General features: G+C 47.2%; 29 protein-coding genes and 2 tRNA genes. 24 read left to right on the top strand and 7 right to left on the bottom strand.

All coding sequences use genetic code 11. The features are described from left to right. The first annotated feature begins 23 nt into the window (after nt 1-23). From M1403_00555 to M1403_00545, 3 genes are all read left to right on the top strand, one after another. Complete coding sequence (locus tag M1403_00555) at nt 24-611, top strand: hypothetical protein (GenBank protein ID MCL4397514.1); 588 nt, start codon at nt 24-26, stop codon at nt 609-611. 159 nt (nt 612-770) lie between these two features. Further along, the gene (locus tag M1403_00550) at nt 771-1295 is read left to right on the top strand and encodes a hypothetical protein (GenBank protein ID MCL4397513.1); all 525 of its coding nucleotides are present in this window, start codon (nt 771-773) and stop codon (nt 1293-1295) included. A gap of 34 nt (nt 1296-1329) precedes the next feature. Then, a complete protein-coding gene (locus M1403_00545; protein ID MCL4397512.1) occupies nt 1330-1671 on the top strand; it encodes a hypothetical protein in 342 nt (113 codons plus the stop codon). Between the two features lie 47 nt (nt 1672-1718). On the opposite strand, the gene M1403_00540 is transcribed toward M1403_00545, so the two are convergent. Further along, nucleotides 1719-1805 (bottom strand) — tRNA-Leu (locus M1403_00540). 37 nt (nt 1806-1842) lie between these two features. Here M1403_00540 and M1403_00535 point away from each other — a divergent pair. From M1403_00535 to M1403_00520, 4 genes are read left to right on the top strand one after another with little or no spacing between them, the layout of a single operon-like run. Continuing rightward, on the top strand, nt 1843-2583 hold the full coding sequence (locus M1403_00535) for a hypothetical protein (GenBank protein MCL4397511.1): 741 nt from the start codon (nt 1843-1845) through the stop codon (nt 2581-2583). Then, nucleotides 2583-2975 (top strand): hypothetical protein, encoded by a 393-nt coding sequence (locus M1403_00530; protein MCL4397510.1) that lies wholly within the window; start codon nt 2583-2585, stop codon nt 2973-2975. The genes M1403_00535 and M1403_00530 overlap by 1 nt, the downstream gene beginning before the upstream one ends. An 18-nt stretch (nt 2976-2993) precedes the next feature. Next, nucleotides 2994-3878, top strand: a complete 885-nt coding sequence (locus tag M1403_00525) for a hypothetical protein (GenBank protein ID MCL4397509.1) — start codon at nt 2994-2996, stop codon at nt 3876-3878. 8 nt (nt 3879-3886) lie between these two features. After that, nucleotides 3887-4546: a DUF5660 domain-containing protein gene (locus M1403_00520; protein ID MCL4397508.1), complete on the top strand. Its 660-nt coding sequence runs from the start codon at nt 3887-3889 to the stop codon at nt 4544-4546. Nucleotides 4547-4788: 242 nt separating this feature from the next. On the opposite strand, the gene M1403_00515 is transcribed toward M1403_00520, so the two are convergent. Further along, a tRNA-Val gene (locus M1403_00515) sits at nt 4789-4860 on the bottom strand. Between the two features lie 147 nt (nt 4861-5007). On the opposite strand from M1403_00515, the gene thrS reads away from it, so the two are divergent. From thrS to pheT, 7 genes are all read left to right on the top strand, one after another. Beyond that, a complete protein-coding gene (gene thrS / locus M1403_00510; GenBank protein MCL4397507.1) occupies nt 5008-6732 on the top strand; it encodes a threonine--tRNA ligase in 1725 nt (574 codons plus the stop codon). Between the two features lie 22 nt (nt 6733-6754). Further along, nucleotides 6755-7222 carry a translation initiation factor IF-3 gene (infC, locus tag M1403_00505; GenBank protein MCL4397506.1) on the top strand — a complete coding sequence of 156 codons (468 nt, stop codon included), beginning with the start codon at nt 6755-6757 and terminating at the stop codon, nt 7220-7222. 2 nt (nt 7223-7224) lie between these two features. Next, nucleotides 7225-7419, top strand: a complete 195-nt coding sequence (locus M1403_00500; GenBank protein MCL4397505.1) for a 50S ribosomal protein L35 — start codon at nt 7225-7227, stop codon at nt 7417-7419. 129 nt (nt 7420-7548) lie between these two features. After that, nucleotides 7549-7893 carry a 50S ribosomal protein L20 gene (rplT, locus tag M1403_00495; protein ID MCL4397504.1) on the top strand — a complete coding sequence of 115 codons (345 nt, stop codon included), beginning with the start codon at nt 7549-7551 and terminating at the stop codon, nt 7891-7893. Beyond that, entirely contained in the window at nt 7886-8350 is a 465-nt protein-coding gene (locus M1403_00490) for a hypothetical protein (protein ID MCL4397503.1), read from the top strand. The genes rplT and M1403_00490 overlap by 8 nt, the downstream gene beginning before the upstream one ends. 297 nt (nt 8351-8647) lie before the next feature. Further along, nucleotides 8648-9661, top strand: coding sequence for a phenylalanine--tRNA ligase subunit alpha (pheS, locus tag M1403_00485; protein MCL4397502.1), 1014 nt, complete (start codon nt 8648-8650; stop codon nt 9659-9661). Between the two features lies 1 nt (nt 9662). Continuing rightward, nucleotides 9663-11654, top strand: coding sequence for a phenylalanine--tRNA ligase subunit beta (gene pheT, locus M1403_00480; GenBank protein ID MCL4397501.1), 1992 nt, complete (start codon nt 9663-9665; stop codon nt 11652-11654). Here the strand turns inward: pheT and M1403_00475 are convergent. Beyond that, entirely contained in the window at nt 11632-14193 is a 2562-nt protein-coding gene (locus M1403_00475; GenBank protein ID MCL4397500.1) for a PBP1A family penicillin-binding protein, read from the bottom strand. The two genes, pheT and M1403_00475, sit on opposite strands and share 23 nt — an antisense overlap. 59 nt (nt 14194-14252) lie before the next feature. On the opposite strand from M1403_00475, the gene tyrS reads away from it, so the two are divergent. The 10 genes from tyrS to M1403_00425 all read left to right on the top strand — a co-directional run bounded on the left by tyrS (nt 14253) and on the right by M1403_00425 (nt 23073). After that, the gene (tyrS, locus tag M1403_00470; GenBank protein ID MCL4397499.1) at nt 14253-15398 is read left to right on the top strand and encodes a tyrosine--tRNA ligase; all 1146 of its coding nucleotides are present in this window, start codon (nt 14253-14255) and stop codon (nt 15396-15398) included. 110 nt (nt 15399-15508) lie between these two features. Beyond that, on the top strand, nt 15509-17491 hold the full coding sequence (gene recG, locus M1403_00465) for an ATP-dependent DNA helicase RecG (GenBank protein MCL4397498.1): 1983 nt from the start codon (nt 15509-15511) through the stop codon (nt 17489-17491). Between the two features lie 3 nt (nt 17492-17494). Further along, nucleotides 17495-17650, top strand: a complete 156-nt coding sequence (rpmF, locus tag M1403_00460; protein MCL4397497.1) for a 50S ribosomal protein L32 — start codon at nt 17495-17497, stop codon at nt 17648-17650. After that, the gene (nusB, locus tag M1403_00455) at nt 17593-18213 is read left to right on the top strand and encodes a transcription antitermination factor NusB (GenBank protein ID MCL4397496.1); all 621 of its coding nucleotides are present in this window, start codon (nt 17593-17595) and stop codon (nt 18211-18213) included. The genes rpmF and nusB overlap by 58 nt, the downstream gene beginning before the upstream one ends. Before the next feature lie 5 nt (nt 18214-18218). Then, on the top strand, nt 18219-18902 hold the full coding sequence (gene rnc, locus M1403_00450) for a ribonuclease III (GenBank protein ID MCL4397495.1): 684 nt from the start codon (nt 18219-18221) through the stop codon (nt 18900-18902). Nucleotides 18903-18987: 85 nt separating this feature from the next. Beyond that, nucleotides 18988-20211, top strand: coding sequence for a hypothetical protein (locus tag M1403_00445; GenBank protein MCL4397494.1), 1224 nt, complete (start codon nt 18988-18990; stop codon nt 20209-20211). A 10-nt stretch (nt 20212-20221) separates the two neighbouring features. Next, nucleotides 20222-20539, top strand: a complete 318-nt coding sequence (locus M1403_00440) for a hypothetical protein (protein MCL4397493.1) — start codon at nt 20222-20224, stop codon at nt 20537-20539. Nucleotides 20540-20581: 42 nt separating this feature from the next. Continuing rightward, entirely contained in the window at nt 20582-22558 is a 1977-nt protein-coding gene (locus M1403_00435) for a hypothetical protein (GenBank protein ID MCL4397492.1), read from the top strand. A 42-nt stretch (nt 22559-22600) separates the two neighbouring features. After that, nucleotides 22601-22840, top strand: coding sequence for a 30S ribosomal protein S16 (gene rpsP, locus M1403_00430; GenBank protein MCL4397491.1), 240 nt, complete (start codon nt 22601-22603; stop codon nt 22838-22840). After that, nucleotides 22840-23073 carry a KH domain-containing protein gene (locus M1403_00425; GenBank protein ID MCL4397490.1) on the top strand — a complete coding sequence of 78 codons (234 nt, stop codon included), beginning with the start codon at nt 22840-22842 and terminating at the stop codon, nt 23071-23073. The genes rpsP and M1403_00425 overlap by 1 nt, the downstream gene beginning before the upstream one ends. Here M1403_00425 and M1403_00420 read toward each other — a convergent pair. From M1403_00420 to M1403_00405, 4 genes are read right to left on the bottom strand one after another with little or no spacing between them, the layout of a single operon-like run. Next, on the bottom strand, nt 23054-23758 hold the full coding sequence (locus M1403_00420) for a hypothetical protein (GenBank protein ID MCL4397489.1): 705 nt from the start codon (nt 23756-23758) through the stop codon (nt 23054-23056). The genes M1403_00425 and M1403_00420 overlap by 20 nt on opposite strands. Next, nucleotides 23745-24287: a hypothetical protein gene (locus M1403_00415; protein MCL4397488.1), complete on the bottom strand. Its 543-nt coding sequence runs from the start codon at nt 24285-24287 to the stop codon at nt 23745-23747. Before M1403_00415 ends, M1403_00420 begins: the two co-directional genes overlap by 14 nt. Then, nucleotides 24284-25321 (bottom strand): type IV pilus assembly protein PilM, encoded by a 1038-nt coding sequence (gene pilM / locus M1403_00410; GenBank protein ID MCL4397487.1) that lies wholly within the window; start codon nt 25319-25321, stop codon nt 24284-24286. The genes M1403_00415 and pilM overlap by 4 nt, the downstream gene beginning before the upstream one ends. 15 nt (nt 25322-25336) lie before the next feature. Continuing rightward, nucleotides 25337-26200 (bottom strand): hypothetical protein, encoded by an 864-nt coding sequence (locus M1403_00405; GenBank protein ID MCL4397486.1) that lies wholly within the window; start codon nt 26198-26200, stop codon nt 25337-25339. Nucleotides 26201-26204 lie beyond the last annotated feature (4 nt).

The raw sequence follows: 26204 nt of genomic DNA, 5'->3' as shown, positions 1-26204 counted from the left end.
GGTAATTTGTCATTCTTAACCCGGTGAAGAAATTATTTTTATTTGCCGGGTTTGTTCTGGGAAATTTTTCTATTCTGCTGTTATCCTTTCTCTTTCTGACAATTTATACCACGAAAGGCAGTACGGCTGCTGACACGGCCCCATTGCAAACTTTAGAACCCGAGGAACAACTTGTTGCTGAAAACGCTCAGCCGGAAATTGCTTCTCAGAAAGCCAAAATCACGGTCCGCGACGCCCGGGCCGATATCATCGAAAACTTTTTTAAAGCTTACCGGTCACCGATGCAGGGCCTCGGCCGGGATATTGTCGTAGCCGCAGACCGTTACCAGATTCCTTACGGCTATCTGCCGGCCATTGCCGCCTGTGAAGGGGCTTTAGGCCAGAAAATCCCGACCGGAAGCCACAACACCTGGGGATGGGGAATTTACGGCGCCAAAATTACCTTCTTTCCTTCCTGGCAATACGCTATTGATGCGGTCGCCAAAGGCTTAAAGGAGGACTATTTCAACAAGGGTCTGGATACCCCCGAGAAGATTATGCCTAAGTACACCCCCCCCTCAAAAGGCTCCTGGGCGGTCTGTGTGAATAACTATCTGGCTGAGCTTCGCTAAGTAAGAGAAACCCGAAAAAACCCCTTGACAAACCTATAACTCTTTGATAGAATTCTCTTCAGATCCTGAGGTATGCTTCCCAAGGCTACGTCAGGGTTTTTTTGTGGCTTGCGGTCTCGTTTAAAAATATCCCGTAATTGGATATTTTTGCCTGAGAACATGAGATCACTTTTCCCTAAAATTCTCTTTATTGGGCTGATTTTTGTGGTCAGCTTTCTCACCTCCTCGCAAAAAGTCTTCGCTACCGATGTCCGGACGGAAAAAGTGGCCAATTTTTTACAGAGCCAAAACTCGCCGTTGGTTTATTTTGCCCAGGATTTTGTGGAGGCGGCGGACAAAAACCACCTCGATTATCGGTTACTGGTAGCTATTTCCGGCGTGGAATCCACCTTTGGAAAATATTATTTAAGGGGAACCTATAACGCCTATGGCTGGGGCGGGGGACTGATCTATTTTAAATCCTGGCCGGACGGGATCAGCTCAATTTCCGCCGACTTAAAAACTAACTATGTAGATAAAGGGGTCAACAATGTCTGGTCTATCGGCCGAATCTATTGCCCGCCAAACTCCGCTAACTGGTCAGCAAAGGTGCAGTATTTCATGGAAAAAATCGACGCGACGCCGGCTGCCTTTGTCTCTGTCCCGGTTTCGCCGGAAATTCAAGCTTTACCTCTGACAATCTAAGTGCAGGCAAGAAAACAAGTAATATAATCAGAAGATGACAAAACTGAACGAAATAGTTGCTGATACAGTCTTTTTACCCCCAAACAGGTGCGTTCTCAAATATAAGAAAGGTACCAGACTTAATAGCGAACAGCTAAACTTTCTTGGGGAAAATGTTCACAAACAGATGCCGGAATCTGATCTACGACACAATAAAGCCGGCGAACATGAATGGGTGGAGCTTTGGTCCCGGGATTTTGGCCATAAATATTGGATTTTATTTGATAACGATCATACAACGCTAACCGCTAGGCATGCCCGCCTTGATGTGGAAGGAATCCCGGAAGATATTCAGACTTTAAACATTATAACCACTAGCGAATTTGACCGGAGTTAAAGAAACCGCTTCCTGAATTCAGGAGAGGCCACAACGTTTAGTCTTTGTGCCGAGGACAGGACTTGAACCTGCACGAGCATTTTAAGCCCACAGGGTCCTAAACCCTGCGTGTCTACCAATTCCACCACCTCGGCGTGTTAGTGTATATCGTATTAGTGTATATTATATATAATGAAGCTTATTTCTGCCTGTTTAGCTTTCATTCTCCTCTTCTTTGTTGTTTCTCCTGCTCTGGCTGATTACAATTCCGCTTATAGCACTTATACCGCAAATTACTCAAAATACCGTGAGGCTTACAGCAACTATCAGATTGCCAAATCAACTTACGGAACCTATAAAACTTTAACTGCCCAACAGGAGGCGATTTCCAAGCTCCAGCTGGTCTTGCAGTCGCGCGACGATTTGATTTCGTCCTATTATGACCTTCTCGCTACTCGGGTTCCGGCAAATTATCAGGACACTTTTTCTAAAATTTCTGACAGCGAAAAGAACTGGCTTTCTGACCATGGCAAAAAAATTTCTGCCGCCAGCACCTTGGATGACCTGAACAGCGCCTCCGATGAGTTTGAAAACCGGTACCCGCAAATGGACGCGGAAACCAAGCAGGCGATTAAGGCCGTATTGATCGCCAAAGAAAACCCCTTGCTTTCTCGCTGGGACACTCTGGCCGGCCAAATTTCCGACGAGCTTAAAAACATCAGTGCCGCAGGAGAAAATACCGGCATTGGTGAAAGAGGCGTTATCACTGCCCGGAATAAAAAAGAGCTTGCCGTGGCCAAAATGAATGAAGCCCAAAATACGAAGGCCACAGATCTTTTCGGCGCCCAGCAAAAACTCACCGAAAGTCTGCAATATTTGCGCGAAGCCACGGGTTATTTAAATGAAGTTTTGCAGGGCATTACCGGACAATAATGGAAGCCCAGTCCTATACCCACGCGATTAATAATCAGGTTATTGAAGAAACGGCGCAAAAGAAAAAGCCGAAAAATATGACCTTGTGGCTGATTTCCGGAATCGTCGGCTTGATGTTTATGGTAGTTCTGGGTTTAATTCTCGTGGGAGTAAGTCTCATCGTCTCCTCAGCCAGAAACCTTACCCCGACCAAACCGGCTCCCGAACCGGCTGTTACCGAATCTGCCCCTCTGCCGCCCAAAATTTCCCGGTTCGCTTCTGACAGCGCCGTTTTAGACCTACAAAGCGGGGTCGGAAAACTTCGTAGCGATATCGATACAACCGATCTTTTTGAGCCGCAGTTGACGCCGCCGAACATCGATTTAAACATCAGTATTCAATCCGTCAATTAAATTTGCTAAAATCCACCCATGACCACAGCTTTAACCAGATTGTCCGGATCCGCTTTCGAGCTGACGATTACCATCCCCTGGGCCGATGTGAAGCGGGTCTATGATGAAGTTTTCGAGGAACTGGCGGCCCAAATTGAAATTGAAGGTTTCCGTCCCGGTAAAGCCCCGAGAAATTTAATTGAAGAAAAAATTGATAAAAGTAAAGTTTATGGGGAAGTAATTAATCGCCTCGTCCCGGAGTCTTACCGCAAGGCTCTGGAAGAGCACAATCTTAAACCAGTGGTCGCTCCTCAGGTCAAAATTACTTCCGCTGAGGAAGAAAAAGACTGGCAGCTTATTGCCTCGGCCGCCGAAAAACCCCAGGTGGACCTTGATGATTATAAAAAATATGTTGCGGAAATTAACGCCAAAAACAAGATCTGGACGCCGGGGAAAGAGCCGGAAGGTTCAGAAGACAAGTCCGCTCAAGGCGGATCCGCCTCTGGCGGAAAGCAGGAAGAACAAAAGAAAATTTCGGAAATAATCGACAAACTACTTGAAGTCTGCAAAGTGGAACTGCCGGCGGTGATGTTGGAGTCGGAAATCAGCCGGCTGATTACGGCTCTTTTGGAAGATGTCCGTAATGCGGGACTAACCTACGAACAGTATCTGCAAAGCAGCGGACAAACAGCTGACGGTGTTAAAGAAAAATACCGGAAGCAGGCAGAAACAGCTTTAAAGCTGGAATTTATTCTGGAAGCCATTGCCGAAGATCTCAAAATTGAGGTGACGCCGGAAGAAATCAAGGCTGTGGTTGAAAAAGAAACTGACCAAGAAAGAAAGAAAGCTCTGGAAGAGCAATCCTATGTCCTGGCTTCCATCATGCGCCGGGATAAGACTATTTCCAAATTACTAACCTTATAGTATAATAGGTGCTGCCCAAAGCAACTCTGAAAGGAGAAACCAAAGTGGCAGATCAAAAACAGAAAAAATTCGTTCCCGCAGATAACCCGATCGAACAAATGAAAGACTTCGGAGGGAAAGTCGTCGGCGATGTTGTCGAAGTCCCCAAAGCCATCATTGATGAAGCCCTCGGCCAGATCGGCCTCAAACCACAGCGCAAACCTATGATGGGCGAGATTAATCTGGCCTCAGGCGAGCATAAAACCAATCAGGAAACCAAAAAACCCAATTTTGAGGCCCAAATGCGCGGACTCAACGCGGTACAGCGGCAGGAAAAAGAGGTCTTTTCCGCCAAGCAAAAAGCCGTGGAAGCCCAGGTGAATAAACTCCTTCAGGAACTGCACGCCGAGGTCACTAAACTTGAGCAACAGACGGCGGAACTTACTTCCGAAGCGAAGAAAATTACGGTCGAAACGGTACCCGCCAATGCCGGGTTGTACCACCTTAATTTCTTTGATTGGGTCATCAGCACCTTAAAAGACCTGCGCAAACGGGTTAATGAAAGCCGCCTGTGGCTCAACATGTGGACCCAGAAGAAAAAGCAAAAAGGCTACTGGGCCATGTCCAAAAAGCACGGCCAAAAGTTCCAGTTCTCTGATGAAAGGAGTGTCGCCACCGCGGCAGGATAAACACGAAAAAACTTCCTACTATCGAAGGTTTATGTGATTATTACGACCCAAGCGGCTTTGAATGTAAGTTTAAGGGTTCTTGCGCTCTTCAAACTAAGGGACGAAAGACAAATAGTCCCTGGCGCCGTGAAGGAAATGAGCATAATTTAGTCCAGATTTACCACTGCAAACCCGCCCAGGAACTTAAAAGTTCTCCATCTGCGGAATTAGCCAGGAAACAACAAACAAAAATAACTACTTAGTGCACCCGGAAGGAGTCGAACCTTCCACCTCTTCGATGTCAACGAAGCGTTCTACCGATGAACTACGAGTGCTTATTGACAGATTATAGCCCACGCACTACACTTAAGACAAGTAAATATTGGCGCTGATGGGATCCACCACCCCGGAGCCAAAAAATAATTAAGCCACCGGACTTTCGATGGAACCCCGGGTCGAAAGCAGGGTGGATTTTTTTGTTTATGGACGATAAATTGCAAAACTTAAGACACTCAACCGCGCATCTTCTGGCCGCGGCGGTCACGGCGTTGTATCCTAATGCTCTGCCGACTATCGGGCCGGCTATCGAAAGCGGCTTTTATTACGATTTCGATAATTTAAAAATCTCCGATGGAGATTTGCCGAAAATTGAGGAAAAGATGCGCGAAATTGCCCCGACTTGGCAGAAATTTGAGAAAAAAAACCAGGGAAACGAGGCTATCGCCAAAAATCCATACAAAAAAGAGCTCATCGCGGAACTGAAAGAAAAAGGCGAGCCGATTACCTATTACCAGTCAGGTGATTTTATTGATCTTTGCCGCGGAGGACACAGTCCAAATCCAGCTAAAGACTTACAGCACTTTAAATTACTGAAATTGGCCGGGGCATACTGGCGTGGAAATGAAAAAAACAAAATGCTTACCAGAATTTACGGGACAGCTTTTACGACAAAGAAAGAACTGGACAATTATCTTAAGATGCTTGAAGAAGCCGAGAAACGGGATCACAAGAAGCTGGGTTTACAGATGGGCTTATTCATGTTTCACGAGACGGCACCAGGGATGCCCTATTGGTTACCTAAAGGAGTCGTTCTTTATAACGAACTAATTAATTTCTGGCGGGAAGAACACGAGAAACGCGGTTATGTTGAAATAACTTCGCCGCTAATTAACAAGAAAGAGCTGTATCTCACCTCCGGGCATTGGGATCACTATAAGGAAAACATGTTTATTGCCAAGACTGAAGAAGGAGAAGTTTATGCCCTAAAGCCCATGAACTGTCCAAATGCTATGGTCGTTTTTGGCAGCAAGACTCGTTCTTATAAAGAGTTACCTTTAAGACTCGGAGATACCGATTGTCTTCACCGTTATGAACTATCCGGAACACTAAACGGGCTTTTCCGTGTACGAGAGTTTCGCCAGGACGATGCGCACATTTATGTCTCTGAAGACCAGATCGAAGAAGAATTCAAAAGGATTTTCGAAATTACCCGGTATTTTTATTCGCTTTTTGGTATGGAATATCGTTTTCGCTTGGGCACCAGGCCGGACGATTTGATGGGCGATCCTAAGGTTTGGGACAAAGCCGAGGCAATATTGGAAAAGATCGTCAAGGATTCCGGCCATGAGTATTTCATCGGCGAAAACGAAGGTGCTTTCTACGGACCAAAAATCGATATTCTAATGAAAGACGCCTTGGGACGCGAGTGGCAAACGGGAACAATTCAACTCGACTTTCAAATGCCGTTGCGTTTTAACCTCAAATATTCGGCCGCAAATGGTTCTCAAAAGACACCTGCAGTGATTCACCGCGTGATATATGGCTCACTGGAAAGGTTTGTTGGCATAATGCTGGAACACCTATCCGGAAATTTGCCAACCTGGCTGGCGCCGGTGCAGGCAGAAGTACTTCCGATAGCCGATAGACACCTGGACTACGCCCGGTCCGTTAAAGTCGCTTTAGAATCGGTCGGTGTCAGGGCTGAACTGGACGACAGATCCGAGAAATTAGGGGCAAAAATCCGCGACGCCCAGATGCAAAAAGTGCCGTATATGCTGGTAATTGGAGACAAGGAAGTAGAGGAAAAAACCGTGTCCGTACGCTCCAGAGACAAAGGTGACCTGGGAAGTCTGCCATTGAAAAAGTTCCTGGAAGACCTTAAAATAGAAATCAAAGAGAAAAAAATTGCTAAAACAGTACAAAGTTAACAGCCAAATAACCGTCCCCCAAGTGCGCCTAATCTCAGAAGAAGGCAAACAGGTGGGGATTTTTAGTCGGGAAGAAGCCCTGGACTACGCTTTGGGTCAAGGGTCTGACTTGGTTTTAATCGGAGAAGCCGCCAACCCGCCAGTAGCAAAGATCATCGACTATAAAAAGTTTTTATATCAGGAACAGAAGAAAGAAGCGGAAGCCAGAAAAGGCCAAAGAGGGACAGGCACGAAAGAAATTCGGGTCGGCAGTCCGTTTGCCGCTTCAGCTGATGTTGAGGCCAGGATCAGAAAAACTGCCGACTTCCTGGCGGAAGGTTTTAATGTTAAAATAAGCATTAAGTTTTCGGGGCGTCAGTTAGCCCACCCTGAATTCGGACATAAAATTTTTGCCCAGTTTAAAGAAGTCCTGAAAGACAAAGCCAGAGTGGAACGCGAAGCGAAGTTTGAAGGTAAACAGTTAGTTATCACCTTTAGTCCTATTAAGTAGCTATGCCAAAAATGAAAATGTCCAAGACCGTCAGGGACCGCTTTAAGGTTTCCGCGAACGGAAAAATAATGCGCCGCAAGATCGGCCAGCGACATTTGAAGGCGACCAAGAGCCGCGCCAACATCAGGCGCGGTAAAGTTCCCATTCAGGTCGTTGGTGTTTTAGAAAAAAAACTTAAGAAATTACTCGCAGTCTAATGCGCCGTTTCTTTGTAAATTTCAAAAAAGACGCCGGGCAAAGGGCGGCGGAGATGTCCGCCAGAGCCTACAATCACTACTTGAGGTTTAGGCCGATAGTTGATAAAATCAAGCTGAATTTAAAAAAATATGGCCAGAGTCAAAAGGGGATTAACTTCCCACGCAAAGCACAAAAAGCTTAAAAGCCAGGCCAAGGGTTACTGGATGACCCGTCATCGCCTGGTGCGTAAAGCTAAAGAGGCAGTCTTACATGCCGGGCAATACGCTTATGCCGGACGCAAAGACAAAAAAGGCGTTATGCGCCGCGACTGGATTCTTCATATTAACGAATCTCTGAAACTCAACGGCCTAAGCTACAGCACTTTCATTCATAAACTAAAGGTCGCTAAAATCGATCTCGACCGTAAGGTTATGGCTCAATTGGCCACCGAACAACCCCAAGCTTTTGCGGAACTAATTAAAAAAATTGGCTAAGCATTTGACTGCTGAAATTCCCGCAACCAGTAAAGTTTTCCTTGATCCCGTTTCCGGGTTAAAAATACCGGTAAGAGAAGACCCGGAAGAAAAACCAGCCACTGCCGTGGATCTCGCCATTAGATTCGGTCATGGAATTACTCCCGGCACTATCGCCCGTTATGGACAAATGCTGGACTCTGAAGTTGAAACAGTAAAAATCACCAGATTTAAAGGCCGGAAGATCTATAACTATGACGCCCGGCTATATAGTGCCAGCGATGTTGTCGAAATTAGAAGATTAATGTTTGAAGACGCAGCCACAGTCAGGTGTCACTCAAACAGTGTTCGCAGTTTTGCCCAAAGCTGCGGGATACATGTTTTCGAATTGATGTCTAGAGTCCCAAAGGAGAAAAAGGAAAATAAAAAAGAGAGGTTGACAAAAAGAAAACGGCGGCATAGTATTAGAAACACATGACAAGCAAACTTTTTTTTGCGTTCTTCTTTACTTCGCGGAAGCGGGGTTAGATTAACGTAAAAGAAAACGTTAATAGCCCCGCAGAAGCGGGGTTTTTTAGTGGTAAAGGGGGTGATTATATGAGGACTAAGGCTCGTTGTCCGGAAACATGTACTAAATGTCATCTATCTGACCTAGCGGCTCGGCAAACTGCCGTCTCTAAGGAAAGCCTAGAGATTACCGCCCGGCGGCTTTCTATATGGTGTCCGTTGGGACACCAACCCGTTGCGGTGAACAAAGAAGATAATATAAAATCAAATGGTGCAAGATAAACTTATAGACATCAAAAACGAGGCTTTGGCCCAGATTTTGACGGCTCAAGATAGCGCCACCCTGGAAGAAATCCGGGTGGAATATCTGGGCAAATCCAAGGGCAAGCTGACCTTAATAATGAAATCGATCCCCTCCTTGCCGGAAGGGGAGCGGGCTATCGTGGGCCGGTTTGCCAACGAAGTCAAAAACGCCATTGAAGATGCTTTAGCTTCGCAGGGAACAACCCTGCAAAAACACAAAGAGGCCAACATCGCCAAAACCGAATGGCTGGATGTCACGGCCCCGGCGATATACCCTCCGGAAGGCCACTTACATCCATTGACTCAAATTTTAAATGAAGTTATTAAAATCACCAATAAACTAGGTTATCAGGTCGTTATGGGACCGGAGATTGAAAGTGATTTGTATAATTTTGAAAGAGCTAATATGCCCAAAAATGCGCCCTCACGAGACACCCAAGCATCTTTTTATCTCGATTGCCGCAACAGTAAAATTCAACCCGGAGAAATGGTTCTACGAACCCAAACTACCAACATGCAGTCACGTGTATATGAGAAAACAAAGCCCCCAATGCGTGTCCTTGTTCCCGGAAAATGTTTTCGTGTTGATGATTTAGATGCCACTCACTCTTACGAATTCTGGCAGTTTGAAGGATTTGCTATTGATAAAGGTATTAACATGACCCATCTACTTGGAACGCTTGATTATGTCCTGCAGGGGTTACTACCCGGAATAGAGTACAAAGTTTGGACTACAAATTTCTCCTTCGTTGAGCCAGGAATTGAAGTTGTGGCGAAACGACCGAATGGTTCTTGGATGGAAATCCTAGGCGCGGGAATGGTACACCCCAATGTTCTTAGAATGGCAGGAATAGATCCCAAAGAGTGGTCGGGGTTTGCTTTTGGTATGGGTCTGACCCGCCTGGCCCTTATGCGATTTCAAATAGACGACATTCGCGCCTTGACTAATCCTGATTTACGGATTTTGAAACAATTCTAATATGCTAATACCGCTTAGTTGGTTGAAAGAATACGTCGACATCAAAATGCCGTTTCCGAAACTCGCGGAGCGGATGTCGGAAGTCGGACTAACTATTGAAACTTGGAGGGAGGTTGAAGGGGACATTATTTTTGACCCGGAAGTGACACCAAACAGGGGAGACTGGATGAGTATCACGGGCATCGCCCGGGAAGTTGCCGCGGCTACAGGAACAAAATATACCGCCCCAAAACTGATAGCGCCACCAGACAAGGTGAAGAATCCGCTCGAGATAAAGTATAAAGAGGATTTAAAAATTTGCCCGAAGACCTCGACCGTGATTATTCGAAACGTTAAAGTAAAAAGTTCGCCAGAATGGCTGCAAAAAAGAATTAAACAGATTGGTTTGCGGCCGATTAACAATCTCGTCGATATTACCAACTATGTCCTTTGGCTTTATGGCAATCCCCTCCATGTTTTCGATTACGATAAAATCCGCGGCCACACCATGTCAGTAGAGTTAGCTAAGGGCGGAGAGGAGTTTCGTAGTTTAGATGGTATTAATTATCGTCTACCAAAGGACGCCATTGTCATTAAAGATCTTGGCCGGGTAATTGACCTGCCTCCACTAAAAGGCGGCGAAAATACGGCGGTCAGTGCCGAAACAAAAAATGTTTTACTGCATTCCATTGTCTGCGATCCGGTTCTGACCCGGCGGGTTTCCCAAGCCCTGGGGCTGCGCAGTGATTCTTCGGCGGTCTCAGAACGGGGCGTTGACCCAAATGGTACTACCAAAGCTGTCCTAAAAGCCCTGGAACTGATACTCGAATTAGCCGGCGGAGAAGTGGCTTCACCCTTAATGGATGTGCCTGAAAAACCGTTCCCGTCCTGGACAGTGGAAGTTAGCCACGAACATCTGGAAAGAGTATTGGGCATCCCGGTCAAACCGGAAAAAGCCAAGGAGATTTGGGAAAGTCTGGAACTGAAAACAGCAATGAGACAATTGAGCAATGGAACAATGTACTCCATTGAAATTCCGACTTTCAGAAATGATTTGCACATTGAAGAGGATTTGGTTGAAGAGGTCGGGCGAATGATCGGCTATAACAGTTTCCCTAAAACCTTACCAGCTTCGCCGGTACCCACCACCAAGGTCGCCTACGTCCACGACTACGATTTTGACTATCAAATTAAACAAATTCTCAAGGGCGCCGGGTACAGCGAAATATATTCTTACTCTTTAATTTCTGAAGAGCAATTAAATAAATTGGGGATAAATCCAAGTAAAACTTTACGTGTCGACAATCCCATTTCCAAAGAATATGAATATCTGCGGCCAGTGCTTATTGGAAATTTACTCGAATCTTTAAAACTTAACCTTCCTAATTTTTCAGACATCAGACTATACGAAATGGGAAAAATATATCGAGGAGATTCCTGCGACAAAGCTACGGAGGAACTCTGGGTTGATGCCATTCTTTCCGGAGAAAAATTTTATCAGGCTAAAGGAATTATCGAGAATGTCCTTGATCAACTTGGTATTGATTTTGAAATAGTTCCTGCTGAGCCGGATAGTTGGACCCATCCGGGGAGGACAGCCTGGGTTCAAATCGAAAAGAAGACAATCGGATTTATTTTTGAAATTCACCCGAGATTGTTGGCGAAATTTGGCATTAATTCCCGAACTACTTATTGGAGTTTAAACAGAGATATTTTGTACAAAACTGCCAACACTAATAAAGTGTATTCTCCGATTTCCAAATATCCGCCGGTGATCGAAGATGTGTCGCTGGTCATTCCCGATAAAGTTTTGGTCGGGGAAGTAGTTGATATTATTAAAGAAAATAAACTAGTTTCCAGTGTTGAGATGATTGACCAACACGAAAGCAGCAAAACTTTCCGGATCACCTACCTTGACCCGACTAAAAACCTCACTGATAAAGAGGTGGCAGAAGTTAAAACTAAAATCCTGAAAAGCCTTAAAGAAAAACTTAAGGTGTCCCCGAAGAGCTAGCGGTAGGCGCGTCCCAATCCTGATTCACTCCGATATTAATTTCCGTCTGCCCGGAATTGCCGGCAGAATCCGAAGCTTTATAAATTATATCGTACTTTCCGTTATCCAGGTGAACCGTGTCATCAATCGTGTCGGAGCTTTTATTAATCTTCACCGTCCCGTTAATCGTCACCGTAAAATTGACAATGTCGCGCATCGAGTAGGCCTTGGCCGTCAGGTGGACATCATTAGTGTTAACCCGCTCATGGTCAGCCGGGCCGTTCCAGTTGACTTTCACCGTATTTTGGTCGGCATCGGAAGTGTCTGTCGGCGGATGATACTTTTGATCGTCTTTGTGGTTGGCGTCCACCCAGGCGTTGATGGCTTCCTGCCAGCGGTTTTTGCCCGCCTCAGACACCGGATCGTTTTCCGAAAAAACAATAAATTCCTTCTCGTCATAATTTCCGGTTTTAATTTCCAAATCGTTTGCCAGTTTGCCATTTGACTTGGAAATTTTCAGTTTCTTATAGATTGATCCCTGCGAAACGGGCTCCGTGCCTCTAATAAAGTATTCGCTTCTGGTCGGATCAGAGTCGTGCGGCAACCCCCCCGAAAGGGCGTCGATCGTTACCGCAGTCACATCATCCGGCACTTTAAATTCTGTCCGGGGGATATCCGCCAGAGCCGCTTTCATAATCCGGTTCCAGATAGGAGCGGCCCCGGTGACCCCACTGGTTATGGCTGGGGCCATAATGGAATTATCATTGTTGCCCACCCAAACCCCGGCCACAATATGTCCCGGATCATAGCCCACTGTCCAGTTGTCTCTTTTCTGATCCGTCGTTCCGGTTTTTACTGCCACCGTTTTACCCGGTATCTGTAAAAGGTTCACCGCGCCGAAAGTATCTTTCCGGGCGTTATTATCTGAAAGAATGTGGGAAATCAAAAAACTCACTTCCGGAGAGAAAACTCTTTTCCCGGTCACCGGCTTGTATTCGTAAAGCACTTTGCCCTTCGAGTCGGTCACTTTCAGAATGGCCACGGGGTCTATCCGGGTTCCGCCATTGGCAAAAACTCCATAGGCATCCGTGAGATCTAATAACTTTACCTCTCGGCCGCCCAGCGCCAAAGAAAGACCGACATTTTTCATATTGTCTGCCGTTGGCTCCCAAGTAGAAATCCCGGCATTATAACCGTTGGTCATAATGTCTTTTAGCCCGAGCAGGGCGGTCAGTTTCACGGCAATGGTATTAATGGAATTGCCCAGGGCAAAGCGCAGCTGCATGGGACCGCGGTATTTCAGATCATAATTTTCCGGAGTGTAGTCTGGTTTCGTGGGGTCGCCTGAAGGAAAAGAAGTTTTGACATCCATAAGAAGTGTCGCCGGAGTGTAATTTTTCTGGAAAGCCGTCGCGTAAATAAACGGTTTGCCGGAAGAACCCGGTTGCCGCAAGGCAGTAGCCACATTAAAACTGCCGTAATCCTTGTCGAAATAATCATAAGAGCCGTCCATGGCCAATATCTCTCCGGTCTGAGGGTTCATCACCACCGCCGCGCCGTTGCTCACTTTTAGCGGCTTAATTTTTTTGACTTCTTCATTGACGATTTGTTCCACCTGTTGTTCCAGGTCATAATCCAATGAGGTAGTTACCTTCAGACCGCCGGACTCCACCATCTGCTCACCGAAGCGTTTAACCAATTCGTCTTTAACATAAAAGACAAAATGTGGTGCCTTGATCGTTCCTGACTGAGTGGCAAATTGAACCGAATCCAGCTGTTTGTCCGCATCGGTTTCCTGCTGAGCCGTAATGTAGCCATCTTCCCGCATTCGCCGCAAAACATGACCGGCCCGGTCAACATAGGCCTTCGGATGAGCTCCGAAAGGATCGTAATAAGACGGTTGCTGGGGAAGACCAGCCAAAATGGCGGCTTCCACCAGGTCGAGATCTTTGGCGCTTTTGCCAAAATAATATTTGGAGGCCGACTCGACGCCGTAGGTGGCTCCGCCGTATGGTGCTTCGTTAAGATACATCTGAAGAATTTGGTCTTTGGTGAATTTTTTCTCGATCTGACTGGCCAGAATTACTTCCTTAATTTTCCGGAAGATCGTCTGTTCCGGTGAAAGAAGAACATTTTTCACCAGTTGCTGGGTCAAAGTCGAACCGCCGGAAATTCCCTGAAAAGTCACAATCCCTATGGCCGAGCGAGCTATACCAGTGAGACTAAAACCCTGATGCTGATAAAAATTCTTGTCCTCTACGGAGATAGTCGCCTCTTGAAGATATTTGGGAATATCTTTTAATTCCAGAGGGATCCGGTTCTGGTCGCCGTAAACATCATAAAGCGTCTTGCCATTACGGTCAGTAATAATTGTCGAAAAACCATCATGGCGGATGACTTTGTTCGGATCGGGGAGGTTGAGGGAAAAAACTGCAAAGACTATCGCCGTCAGAATCGTTCCTGCAATAATTGCCGCAAAGATACCACCGGAAAGATAAGCCAGCAGCCTCAAGCGTTCAGCGGGGTTATACCACATTCGCCGCAATTTTCGCAGCCACATATGATGTCCTAGTTTAACAAAATCTTGCCAAAAACAAAACTAGCCTCTATGATAAGCCTATGGATAAAATTGATGAGCTGCTTAGCCGTGGAGTAGAGAATATCATTTCCAATAAGGAAACGTTAGAGAAAGCTTTGCGTTCCGGCAAGAAACTTAACGTTTACTTCGGAATCGATCCGACCGCAGTTCATATTCATATTGGCAACGCTGTCCCACTTCGCAGACTCCAGACGTTTGTCGAACTAGGCCACCATGTTACCTTTATTATTGGGGATTTTACGGCCCTTATCGGCGATACCTCCGATAAGGAATCAGAACGGCCGGTTTTAACCAAAGAACAAATCCAGAAAAACTTCAAAGACTATAAAGCTCAAGCGGAAAAGCTGGTTGATTTTTCTAAAATTGAATTGCACCACAACAGCGAGTGGCTAAAAAATCTCCGCTTTGAGGAAATTGTCGAGCTGATCAGACATTACTCTTTAAATGATTTTATTAGCCGGGAACTGATTAAGAAACGCCTTGCTTCTGGTGGTTCCGTACGCCTTGATGAAGTTATTTATCCTGTCATGCAAGGCTACGACAGCTACCACCTGGATACCGACATCCAGATTGGCGGCCCGGACCAAACTTTTAATATGCAGGCTGGGCGCGTGCTCCAGAAAGACTTCCGCAACAAAGAGTCGTTTGTTTTAGTCACGGGTTACTTGGAGGGCACTGACGGGCGAAAAATGAGCAAAAGCTGGGGCAACGCCATCTGGCTCGATGACAGTCCAGAAGAGATGTTTGGAAAAGTGATGTCTCTTAAAGACGACCTTATTATTCAGTACTTCACTTTGGCCACCGATTTACCGATGGAGAAAGTCGGGGAAATCAAAAAACGCCTTGAAAGTGGGGAGAATCCGATGGTTTTAAAGAAAGAACTGGCGCACGAAATTGTTAGCGAACTACACAGTAAACAAGCCGCGGACAAAGCCCAAAGCGCTTGGGAGAAAACTTTTCAGAAAGGCGAAATTGGGGAAGTGGAAGAGATTAAGGCTGAATCGGTAGAAGATTTAGTGAGTAAGGGTATTGTCGCCAGCAAGTCCGAATGGAAACGGCTGGTTGATCAAGGCGCCATTGAAGTTGACGGAAAAAAGCTGGAAAGTGATAAAATCCTCCCCGGAACCTACCGCATTGGTAAAAAGAAGTTTATCAAAATAATATGAACTTATTTCGCAAGCATCAATGGATTTGGAAGGTTATCGTGATTGTCTCTTCGCTGGCTCTAATCGCCACTTCGCTTTTACCCCTGTTCTCTTTGCGGTAGAATTCGGGTATGAACAACAAGATCCCGGGTGTTGGCCCGGCATACGCCCGAAAGCTGGAAAAGTTAGGAATTAGAACGGCCAGAGATCTTCTCTACCATCTTCCCTCCCGTTATGAAGACTTTTCGCTTATTTCCAAAATTGCGAATCTTCAGGAAGGGGAAACGGTAACAGTTCAGGGGAAAATTCTGGAAATTAAAAATGTTTACACCAAAAACGGGTTCATGCTCCAACAGGCAAAAATTCAGGATGACACCGGAACACTTGACATCTTGTGGTTTAACCAAAGATTTTTGACCCGGGTTTTGCATAAGGACGACTATGTCTCGCTCTCCGGCAAAGTAGAGAAAAATAACCATAAACTCCAGCTGACGGCTCCGCAGTACGAAGTTATTTACCCCGGCAAAGGAGCGATTCACACCGGCCGACTGGTGCCCGTCTATCCGGAAACGGAAGGGATATCAAGCAAGTGGCTGAGGGGAAAGATTCATACTTTACTTGAGAATATCAGAGAAGTCGGGAAGATTAATGAGTATTTACCAAAAGTAGTCCTGGAGGAAAACGGACTGATGCCGCTGCAAGAAGCCATCATCAAAGTTCACTTTCCGGATAACTTGAAACAGGCGGAGGAAGCAAAAAAACGATTGGCCTTTGACGAGCTGTTGTTGGCTCAGGTTCAAGCCAAGGTCCGCCGGGACGAACTTCAAAAAAAACAAGTTGGCAACAAATTGGAAATTGTCGGCGTGCGAAAAGACCTGACAGCTCTTACTGCCAGGCTGCCTTTTGAACTGACCGCCGCTCAGAAAAAAGTAGTTAACGAAATTTACCAGGATCTGGCGTCTGCCAGACCAATGAACCGGCTGCTTCAAGGTGATGTCGGCTCCGGCAAAACTGTTGTGGCGGCCCTGGCCATGCTGGCAACCACTTTGAACGGTTTTCAGGCCGCCTTAATGGCCCCGACGGAAATTTTGGCTAACCAGCACTACGAAACCCTTAGAAAGCTCGGGATGGATGTCGGCATTGCTACCGGCAGCAAAAAAGATTATCAAAACAAAGGGATAATTGTCGGCACCCACGCTCTGCTCTCTGATGACCTTAATTTTAAAAAGTTAGGCCTGATAGTTATTGACGAACAACATCGCTTTGGCGTTTCTCAAAGGGCCAAATTGGCCGAGAAGGGGATTAATCCTCACATTCTGACCATGACCGCTACCCCCATTCCCAGGACAATTGCTCTGACTTTGTATGGCGATCTGAATTTGTCCGTCCTTGACGAGCTGCCCAAAAACCGGCTGCCGGTTAAAACCTGGGTTGTCCCCAAACATAAGCGGAAGGCTGCCTATGAATGGATCAAACAACAAAAAACCCAGGCGTTTATCGTTTGCCCGCTAATCGAAGAGTCGGAAACCCTGCAAACCGTCAAATCGGCCAAAACCGAATACGACTATCTGTCGAAAAATGTATTTCCTGACCTTAAACTGGGGTTATTGCATGGCCGGATGAAGCCAAAAGAAAAAGATAAAGTGCTGGAGGATTTTCGCCGGGGAAAACTGGACATCCTGGTCGCCACGCCCGTTGTCGAGGTGGGAATTGATATTCCGACAGCCACGATTATGGTTATTGAAGCTGCCGATCGTTTTGGATTGGCCCAGCTGCACCAGCTGCGCGGCCGGGTCGGACGGGCCGATAGACAATCTTACTGCCTGTTGTTTACGGAAAACGAATCTGAATACGCCGTAAAGCGGCTGAAAAATCTGGAGAAAATTAATAATGGCATGGAGCTGGCGGAAATAGACCTGCGGTTCCGGGGACCAGGCCAGCGGTTCGGTACCGCCCAGCATGGCCGCTGGGATCTCAGGATCGCCGATTTCTCTGATCTGGATTTAATCGAAAGAACCAACCAGCTTGCCCAAAAAGTTACTTTAAACCTGGAAAATTTTCCTCTCTTGCGTCAGCTTCTTGAGGAAAGTAAAATTAATATCGCCAGTAATTAAAACATGACACCCTTACCTAAACGCAAACTATCACGCAAACGACAGGGAAAAAGACGCGCTGCCTTAACTCTTAGGCTGGCCTCTCTAATCACCTGCCCGAAATGCCAAAAACCCAAACTTCCTCACATGGCTTGCAAGTTCTGTGGAGCCAGATCATGAAGAGTGCTTTAGACCCGCGCCATCTTAAACGCCAGAAAGCCGTCCAGGAACTTTTTGCTCGCGGATTTCACCCGCAGAAAGTGGACTCTGACTTGGCCCAACAGATCCTGACACACCTTGATTCTATCGATAAGACCATTTCCGAAGCCGCTCCCGAATTTGCTATTGATAGAATTAATCCCGTCGATCTGGCGATTTTGCGCCTGGGAGTTTACGAACTGCTGTTGGCTCCGACGGAACCGTCTAAGGTAGTTATCGATGAGGCCGTGGAACTGGCGAAAGAATTCGGCGGGGAGAATTCTCCGGCATTTGTAAACGGAGCCTTAGGCAAAGTTTTGGTTTCGCCCGCCCGGACGCTTAAAATTATTGCTGATAATCTGGGCGCGGATCAGAAAAATGTTACTCCCGAAGCAGATCTTCGTGCGGATCTAAACGCTACCGATTTGGAAATTGCCGATCTTTTGGCCAGGCTGGAAAGAGATTTGGGCCTGGAGTTTGAAAAAGGGAATAAAATGAAAACGGTGGGAGACATTCTTGATTATATTGAAGACCACAAGGACTAATTTGAATGCCAGATTTATCAAGCCTAGAAACAATACTGGGTATTAAGTTTACTAACAAGTCTCTGCTTGAAGGCGCTCTGATTCATCGTTCATATTTAAACGAAAACCCACAATTTAAGGAATCCAACGAACGACTGGAATTTCTGGGCGACAGCGTTCTCCAGGTTCTGACTTCAACAGAACTTTATCGGAAATTTCCGAAGTATCCGGAAGGAAAATTAACCAATCTCCGCTCGGCAATTGTCCGCACGGAAACTTTGGGTAAGCTGGCCAGAGAGCTGCATTACGGCGATTTCCTTTTAATCAGCAAGGGCGAAGAACACGGCGGTGGCCGGGAAAATTTGTCTCTTTTGGCCAATACTTTTGAAGCCGTGCTGGGCGCGATTTATTTGGACCAGGGCTTACCGGCCGCAAAGACTTTTTTGGAAAAACACCTCTTTTCCCAAATGGATAAGCTCACTGCGGACCGTAGTATCTATGACTACAAGAGCAAGCTTCAGGAAGTGATTCAAAACAAGGAGAAGGTTGCTCCGGCTTACGAAATGATTTCCGAGACTGGGCCGGATCATGACAAAACCTTTACCATTGCCGTGAAAGCCGGCAGACGCGAACTGGCCCGGGGCACAGGCAAGAGTAAGCAGGAAGCTGAGCAGGAGGCTGCTAGGATTGCTCTTGAGACCTTAAAGTAATAAACAAAATCTTTTCAACCAATTTTCCGCCTTCCAATGTTGGGAAAGTTGACATCCCTACAAAATAGCAGGAGAATCGATTGAAATGCCAGACGGTAATTCGAGCCAGGAGCTACAAAACTTCTCGACTGGACTGATCGAACCTCCTGAAAAACTCCCAGAATTAGGCCCAGCCGCAATGAGCCGACGAAAATTCATGGGTATTATGTTCCTGTCGACTCTTGCCGTAGCGGCTGGCGGAATTAGTCTTCAAGGCCAATTGGCAGATCAATTAGAATCATTATTTCCGCCGGCCGAAATCCCCCTAAACCCCGACCTGCTTGATGACGATGCCAAAAAATTACAAATCAGTGACTCTAAAACCTTCGCTGCTATCCGATCCAGGGCCCAAGTGGTTTTTGGCCGCAAACCCGGCCCAGATCGGTTATATTTGGAACGGCTCGAAAGCGGCGTCAACCGACTGAAAAATCTAGATGGCAAAACCGCCGTCAATAACTTGGACAGAGAAACAATTATTAATGAACTGGTGGCTTACCATAACAATATCGAGGCCAACGAAACCTTGCAAAAGATGTTTAACGAGCTTTGGCCAGGATTTTGGGCGGTTAACCGACTTCTCTCTGACAAACTTAACCCGACTGATTTTCGTGACGGCAAAACACCACAAATTCCTTCGGATCTACCGGAAAAATTCTTTGACTACTTTCAATTTTTCCCAGGCGGGGACAAGATTCTTGGTTTTAATGGTAACTGGCTGGAAAAAATCCCGGCGGGGATTGTCGGAGATATTTACTTTGACGAAAAACAGCTCAAACAAAATTATTCGCAAACTATCAACAGCTTGGTAGATGTGGGAACGGAAGAAGGACCACTCCATAGTCTTCTTCAGCCATCCAGCAGTTTTCTGGATCAGAACAAACTACACGATGCGAATATGGGCCACGAAGATAAATATGGGCGGGAAATTCATTTAGCAATGACGCTAATTAGATCTGTTGCCGCCAATGCGATCGGGGCTTCTGACCACCAACCAGACTCAAAACTACTGCTGGTCCTTGGCCGGATTCAAGACAAAGAACCAGAGACAGATGTCGTGCGTTTAATTACCAGCGTCGCCGTTCATGGCGACTACAATGGAAAATTAGAGAGAAAGTATAATCAGGATCGCCGTGAAAGTGATCCTAATTTCGAACAACTAGTTATGCAGGATCAATCTTTAGCTGCGGCTCCGGAATATTTGGAACTATTTCAGAAGAAATGCCAAAAATACATTAGTGGAGAATTTGACAAACCAGCCAAACCAAATTAAACTATAGGGTATGAAATCGCCCGAATTTCGGCCTTACAAAAATGCGCGGTTTGTTCGCGATATTATTCTTATCGCCTTACTTCTTGGTTTACCTTTTACACTTCGAGCTGGAGTTGAGTATGGTCGGCAATCTGTTTCTCCTATGCCGACTAGCAGCCCAACCTCAACTGATTTTTCCAGTTGCTCAGATTTAGAAAAACTAACTGTCAGTGGGGCAGCAAAGGATCTTTATGGCAATGCTTCTGTCAAAACAAGTTGCCGCCATGAGCTGTCCACAGACAATTTCTACTTCGTTATTCAGCCAGGGACTGACGATACTAGCCACTAACCCTCAATTGACAACCATCAGCCTGGGTTCTATTCTAAAATTGTGGGGCAAAAAGTCGCCATTTTTGTTTTTATTTGGTTATCACTTCTTTTTACTCTTCCTCTTCTGCACAACCAAGTCTTTGCGGGCTGTACCATGACTAATGATTGGTTTGCTTGTGGTGGCGGAGTCTGTCCCGTAGGAGGATCATGTAGCGTCAGTAACTCAAGTGTCACTATTCATGACGGTTGTAGTGCTGGAGAATCGTGTAACTATTCACAAACTTATCAATGTGGTAGTCCGGCAGAAGCCAAACAGATGTGCAGCGGGACCACCAGTGTTTGTACCGGAAAATGCACTTTACAACCTTCTGCAGGCTGCAGCGGGCTATCCTGCCCGCCGGCCGGAACAAATTTAAACCACGAATGGCGCGACCCCTTGGACCTAAACGGGACCCCGGTTTGCCTTTTGCCGGAAAATGTGGGGACTGAAGCCATGTGTAAGGATATTTACAACAATCCCGGCAGCCCGCCCCGGGCCGTCCACAGCGACCCCACTTTACAGCAATATGGCGATGTTGCCTGGGGACAATGTCTTTGGGTCCCGGCTGACGGTTCCTGTGTTCCGGCTGGTTCCTGTAACGAAATCAGTAACTGTGCTGATGCCTGTAACCAGCCTGTCTACTGTAACCCCACCTGCACCGTGTCCGGACCGGCAACAGCCACTACCGGCACGCCGGTTACTTTTACTAACACCCCGGCTAACGGGGCTACCATGATCGATCTGTGGACCAGCCCCACTTCCACTAACAATGCCAGTGGCCCCTATGGCACGGTCGGCAGTACCACCAATACCAGCCTTAAACTGACTAACCCCGTTAACACCCAACTTACTTTCCAAAATCCCGGGACCTACTGGGTTTATTGCCAAGGCTACAACCGGGTGAACTCCGCCGCGTCTTACGGCCGGTGCACCGGTAACCCTTTTGGGTATCCCACCGGCTGGAGCTATTGTGGCCTCGGCAGTGCTAAACAAATCACCGTTTCCGCTCCGGCTCCGGCCACTTGCGCTAGCAATACCATTTCCACGAATGTTCCTAGCCCCTTTCAGTTAGGTAACACCGGGACTTTGACGGCTAATTTTGCCGCCAGCGGCGGTACGCTGGGAACGATTACCTGGACCCGGACTTCCGGAACCTCAGCTGACTTTACCGGAGGGACGACTGGTAGTACTGTAACTATCCGGGCCAGTGCGACGACCGTGGGCCAAACCTGCTTTACGGCCTCAGCCCCGCTTTCTCCCGGAACCAATACCTGTTCCAACACTGTTTGTGTCACCGTGGCTGCCCCCACCTGCACTTTAACCCCGCCGGTTTTAAATCCGTCCGACACTTTTTACACCGGCCAGGACCGCAGCATTTCTTCCGTTTTAACCACCAACCCTCTCGGACAGGCCGCGACTTTTTCCTGGACTCCGACCTCTGGAGCCGCTGCCACCATTACCACCCCCACAACCAATCCAGCTACCATCCACGCTAATTACGCCGGCAGCACGGCCGTCACCGTCACCGCCACGCTTAATGTCGGAGGAAACACCTGCACCGCTACGACCCCGGTTGCCAGCCCCATTACGGTGGTTAACCCCACCTGCACTATGACCCTAAGTCCGACCATTCCCAATCCGTTTTACTTTAACCGCAAGGGGAGTATCACGGCTAATATTGTGGTCACCGGCCCTATCCAGTCAAGAACCGTTCAGTGGGTCTCTTCCAACCCCGGCGCGATTACGATCGATAACCCCGCCGCTGACCCGACCACGATCGTTTCCGCCGTCAAAGTGACTAGCCCCCAAACAGCCGCCGTGACCGCCACCGCCACTTTAACCCCCGGCGGTGCCCAGTGCTCAGCCACCACGGCCAATATCCAGGTGGTACCGCCCCCCTGGTGGCAGGTGCAAGGGGGCGATGTCTATGGTACAGTGGTGGGGAGTAACATTTCACCTTCCTGTTCATCTAACTGCTATATTAATTTGAAAAACTAGACGGTGATTGCATCAAGGCTGCGGAAATAGTAAAATCACTCCATGGCTGTAAAACTTAGACTATCCAGATTTGGCAAAACCGGAAACCCCGTTTACCGTCTTATTGCCATTGATGAACACCTCAAAAGAGACGGGAAAGCCCGGGAAATTGTGGGAACCTATGATCCGCATAGCCCTGACAACAAACTGGAACTGAAAAAAGAGAGGGTTGATTACTGGTTGTCCGTTGGCGCCAAACCCACTGCTACTGTCGAAGCTCTTCTAAGGAAAAACGCTAAATAATGAAAGACCTTTTAGAATATCTGGTTAAAAATATCGTTGATGAGCCGGAAGCCGTGGCCGTGGAAGAAATCAACAATGAAGGCTTTGTAAATTTAAATCTGACCGTGGCTCAACCGGACATGGGCAAAGTCATTGGTAAGGGCGGCCGGATTATTAAAGCCATCCGCGACCTGGTGCGTATTTTGGCCGTGAAACAAAACACCAGGGTTAATGTTACTCTGGCGCAACAGTAAAAATATCCTCCTGCGGCAAACTCTGGGCTAAACCAACCTCCTGGGAAGTTAAAGGCTGAACTTGTTTGGGAGTAACGGCCCCTTCTTTTGGCGGTTGAAAATAAAGTAAAAGTCCCAGGGCGGTGCTTGTCTTGGGACCGGAATGAGTGTATTCAACGCTGGTTACCCCGATCATCTGGCTGGATTTGGCCAAGTCCGCCAAAAAACGAGAGACAGCCGGAACATCAGCCGTAACCGTCAACTGGGCCGGAATGGCTTTAACACCGCCACCTAAGACTATTTCGCCGGAAGTATTTGTCACGACCGCCGTTGCTGAACCGGTAGAAATCAGTCCCGGGGAAAATTCCAGGCTGTTAACCACCACTCCGGAACTCGAAGCCAGGCGAGTTAAGCCCGTCACCACCCCGGCAGTTTTTTTCTCATCCGGCAAAGCAGCCGTCACTTTCTTTTGCAGAGCCGCTAAATTAGCGGGGTCTGTCTGGTTAAGAGCTGTCACTAGGTCAGAAAGAGTGTTGACTTCCGCCGTCTGTGCGGCCAAAGACGCCCGGGCCGAAAGAATTGTCGAATACAACGACGGAGCAAAGATCACCAGAACCCCAAGCTCGGCGGCAAAAACCACAAAAAGGAAAATGAAGAAAAAATAAGGCCTAATTTTTTTCAAATCCAGGCTATTATTTGTTTTCATAAAGCATCTGAATTGAAAAACTCAAAGTCTTGTCCTTGTTTTCCCGTAAGCCGGAAAGTTCGATTTGCCCGTACTTGTTTGCATCCCGACCGGCAATAATCCGACCCAGCAGGGTGTTAAAAGACTCCGGCCCGGCGGTTATTCCGGCAAAGCTGGTCTTTTGCGTTTGATCAACAGAAAGCTGGGTTAGCTGAAAACCTCCGGAAAACAGGGCTGTTAGATCATCCAGAATCGGAGGAAATTGCGTCTGGGAAGTTTTGATGGAATTAATTCCGGCTATTTTATCCTTAATCAGGCGCAAATCCAGAGCGGTTTTTTGAACAGCATTAAACTGCGCCGTGAGACTGGTCCGTCGGGCCGCGACCGCTGACAGGCGGGCAGAGTAGTAAGCGTTGATCAGAGCTAATGACCCTAAAACTAGAGCCGTCACCACGCCTCCGATAATAGCCGCGACAGTCAGTTGACTTCGTAGGATTTTCTCTTTTTGTGAGAGCACGTTTTGCGGTGGCAGGAGATTAATATCAATCATGTCTGTTTTTGAGCCAGTCCGACAGCAGTAGCGTAAAGCGGACCGTTTTCGCCAAGCTCCTGGCGCTGCTTGTCAGAAAGATTTACACTCAGGAAGGGATTACCAACCTGAACCTCGACTTCCAGATTAACGCTCAGATAACCCACCAAGCCGGGTAGAAGAGCCGTGCCGCCGGAAAGTACCACCCGTTTTACCGGATCTTTGAAGCCGTGGGTTTCGTAAAACGCCAGCACTTTTTTGATCTCTGCCAGAACTAAATCAATCATCGGTTTGATCGCCGTCACAACTTTGCCTTCCAGCTTGGTTTCGTCCATCCCGTAAGAGCGTTTGTATTCTTCCGCCTGATTAATTTCCAGCCCCAGACTCGAGGCGACCGCCCGGGAAATAGCCATGCCGCCGGTGGAAATACTTTGGGTTAACGACAAATTCCCGCGGGAAATAATTGACAGGGTTGTCGTTTCCGCCCCCATGTGTACCAGCAGGGAAGTGGGGGAAAAAGCGTCCGCACCAACTAAGGCGCGGGCCACGGCTAAAATCTCCGTTTCGATGGCCACGGTTTCCAAGCCGGCCCGGGAAAGAAGGCTGACATAACTATTTAAGAGTAAATTAGGCGCGGCAATTAATAAGACATTACATTTCGCGTCCGGACTGTCACTCTCGTCAGAACCCGATAGCAGTTGGTGTTTTAAAACTACATCGGACAGGGGTACGGGAATATACTGCTCCGCCTGCCAGCGAATCGCCTGCGCCAATTCCGCTTCCGACATTCTTGGCATTTCGATTACCCGGGTATAAACTTGGGATTCGGGAAGAGAGATGACTGCCTGACGACTCCCGGCGTGGCTATCGTGCAAAAGCTTTTTGATTGTCTCGACTTTAGCTTCATTGGCTTCCACCTGATTGGCGCCAACCGGCGGGGTGTTAATCTGGCCAATGGCTGAAAGAGAAAATTTATCCGGGCCGGAAACTGAAAGCTGGACCAGTTTAATCCCCTGAGAACCAATGTCTAAACCGATATGAGATTGAAATTTCATGGGCAGGAATAACTGTTACTTGGCTATTTGTCCGCCGGAATAAATCGCGTAATCAAAAATGGAAGGAAGAGCCGGAGGCAACTTTGTCACCTGCAGTCTTTTAACCGTACCGTTATCCGTTGTGGCCGTCATGGTGATAACGGTATAAGCCTCAGGCATATTCACCGCGCTGTTTCCCGAATTAACCGCACAAATAACCACCGGGGTCGATGAATAAAGCGCTTTTATCCGCAGAAACTGGTCGTTAGGCACATAGGGAATAGCATTTGAACTGTTAGAACCGCCGCTGCAACTGGTGTAGCTTCCGGAATCCGGAACTCCATTTAGACAACTCGACGGACAGTTAATGACATCACCGGTCGAATAAGAACTCAGCAGATTATTAGCCACTATGCTCCCCGTAGGATTATAAGGGTTATAAGCATACCGGGTAATAAGGTTCGATTTATCCACCCGAATTGCCTCAATTGCCGCCGGTGATTTCCAAAAAATCGTAAAAAGTTTTGTGTTGCTAACATTGTTGTAATTGATTTGCATTACATTATCCTTGGCCAAGTTGGGATAAATTGTCTGATTAGCGGTGTGGGAACAAACCCGATAAGTCAGGCTTTTAACCCCGGTAATACTCAAGTCAGTAGAGGAGATCGATTGGTCGCTCGTACACCAAGTCGGGTCAAGAGTCGACACATTGCCCAACATGTTTAAAACATATTCCAACCCGGCTTCCGCTCCGGCAAAAGCTTTGGTGCCCTGATCAACATAAGAGATCTGTTTTAAATCGGACAGCGACCTGGAAGCGGTGGCCAAACCGACTGTCAGTCCCATCAGGGACAAAAGGAGGACTAAAACCATCACCTGCCCGCGCCTGGTTTTTATCATCTTA

Source organism: Patescibacteria group bacterium, assembly GCA_023380635.1.
In the GTDB taxonomy this organism is placed as follows: domain Bacteria; phylum Patescibacteriota; class Microgenomatia; order JAMCZE01; family JAMCZE01; genus JAMCRP01.
This window is presented reverse-complemented; position numbering and strand designations above follow the sequence as displayed.